This is a genomic window from Aliterella sp. E5.1, from assembly GCF_057473825.1.
The window spans coordinates 1-1346 of sequence record NZ_JBYCCV010000397.1 but is presented as its reverse complement, the minus strand read 5'-3'; the positions used below and the strand labels follow the sequence as shown (position 1 = coordinate 1346).

The following is a 1346-nucleotide window of genomic DNA, read 5'->3' as shown; positions in this document are numbered from 1 at the left end:
TTGACAACTTCGGTGCTGTGGCAATGAGGACATTCAACCGGTAGCCAAACAGTCATAGTACTTTACTAATCTCTCTACTCTTTACTCCTTACTGATTATAGCCAAACAACTGATCTATAACACCACCATTTTTGAAACTCTCGTATCGGCTCCAATGCCTCACGAACTTATCAGCGCTGGGTTTCTGGTTAAACCTGATTACTTCAGCCCGAATCAAGCCGACTTAGAAAAAGTAGGCACAGCAGTTAATGGAGACTTCAACGAAGGTCAGCTTGCCCTAGCTTGCGATCGCCCAGAACTAACTGAGCAGATAATACGGGATTGGCACAACTTAGCCTTTGCTCGTCGAACTATTGCTTTTACAGTTGATGTCGCCCATGCGCGAAACTTAGCTGATGCGTTTATGGAAGCTGGAGTACCATCGGCTTATGTAGATGGCAAGATGCCTTACAACAGTTCTGTTGCCCGGATTTATCAGCAGCTAATCGAGGGAGAAATTCTGCTGCTAGCGAGTTGTATGAAACTAACTGAAGGCTTTGACTTACCAAGTACCAGCGCAATTATTTTAGCCCGTCCTACTAAGTCAAAGGCTCTGCATTTTCAGATGATTGGGCGCGGACTAAGATTGTCTCTCGAAACTAACAAAACAGATTGTGTTGTAATTGATATCGCTGGTAACGTAATGAGACATGGGTTTGTCGAGGATATCAAAGAAATCAGTATGGAGCCTGGATATGAGGGGATGGGCGGCGATGAAGCTCCCAAGAAGATTTGTCCTACAGAGAAGCAAGGCTGTGGCAAAATCCTCTATGCTTTCACTATGAAATGCCCCGAATGTGGCTATGTGTTTGAACAACCCAAAAAAGTCTACTTAATTCCAGGATTAGAACAACTACTGGGCGAAGAAGATATCGAACGCTACGAGTTTTATAGGCAAAGTTTACGCTCGGCTTACGATAAAAACTTTGCCCCTGGTTGGGCTGCAATGAACTTCAAGGAGCGCTACGGCTACTGGTCGCCCAATAGCTGGTCGAAGAACGCAATCTTCGGGGTTAAACCGACACCGCAGCAACGCGCTGAGTATCTCAAGTATTTGCAGGCGATCGCCCTGCGTAAAGAAAAGACTAATGATTGGGTGCAACGTCACATGGAATTAGAGTTTGGGTTGGGGCAGCTTGCTTGAACTGGTTTAAATATCTTCACTCTTTTGAATTACGAGGAAAACCCGTATATGCGACCTTTGTTTTTTCAGGTTTGGAATGGAATAAACGCTAGTGTTTCAGATGAAAATAGAACGCGGGCTAAAGAGTTATTTTTGTTTCTTTATGCGGCTGAATGTGAAGTAC

1 protein-coding gene is annotated in these 1346 nt (G+C 44.4%); it reads left to right on the top strand.

What is annotated here, in order from left to right; genetic code table 11:
• Positions 1 to 154 precede the first annotated feature (154 nt).
• Positions 155 to 1183 carry a DEAD/DEAH box helicase gene (locus AC2VE5_RS27635; RefSeq protein ID WP_486890717.1) on the top strand — a complete coding sequence of 343 codons (1029 nt, stop codon included), beginning with the start codon at positions 155 to 157 and terminating at the stop codon, positions 1181 to 1183.
• The last annotated feature ends 163 nt before the right edge of the window (positions 1184 to 1346 follow it).